The sequence below is a fragment of the Pseudomonas protegens genome, from assembly GCF_003732485.1.
Classification (GTDB): domain Bacteria; phylum Pseudomonadota; class Gammaproteobacteria; order Pseudomonadales; family Pseudomonadaceae; genus Aquipseudomonas; species Aquipseudomonas protegens_B.
On sequence record NZ_MOAK01000072.1, the window covers coordinates 1 to 648 of the forward strand.

The 648-nt window shown below is 65.4% G+C and carries 1 protein-coding gene; it reads left to right on the plus strand.

The genetic code is table 11. The annotated features are described in order from the left end of the window. Window positions 1–648: hypothetical protein (locus BLX41_RS18215; protein WP_473241682.1), on the plus strand; the 648-nt coding region annotated here is incomplete at both ends.

Consider the following 648-nt stretch of genomic DNA (forward strand, 5'->3'; position numbering starts at 1 on the left):
ACAACAGCCTCAAGGGCGTGATCTCCAGCGCGGGTGCACAGAGCCTCAAACTCAGCGAGCGGCTGGACAACAGCCAGGGCGGCTCCATCGACAGCGCCGCCACCCTGACCCTGCAGGCCATGGCCCTGGGCAACCAGGGCGGCACCGTCAACGCTACCGGCGACCTGGAGTTCATCGGCAGCGACCTGGACAACAGCCACGGCACCTTCACCGGCAAGCAGGGCGTCACCCTCGACCTGCTGGGACACTTGATCAACAACCAGGGCACGCTGTCTGCCGCCGGCCCCTTGCTGCTCAAGCGCAGCACGAAGGTTGAGAACCAGGGCGGCGAACTCTCCAGCCAGCAGTGGCTGCGGCTGTTCACCGAACACTTGGACAACCGACAGAAGGGCCGGGTCGCGGCCAATGAGTCGGTGTTGATCAGCGCCAGTGGCGAAGTGCAGAACAGCGATGGCGGAGAGATCCTCAGCCGCGAAGCCGACCTGCAACTCAATGCCGAGCGTCTGGATAACGCCAGAGGCCTGCTGCAGGCCAAGACCAACCTGGGTCTCGATGTGGCGGCCGACGCCGGCAACCAAGGCGGACAAGTGATTGCCCAGCAGGGCGACCTGACGCTCAAGGCGGGCCACCTCGACAACAGGGCCGGCA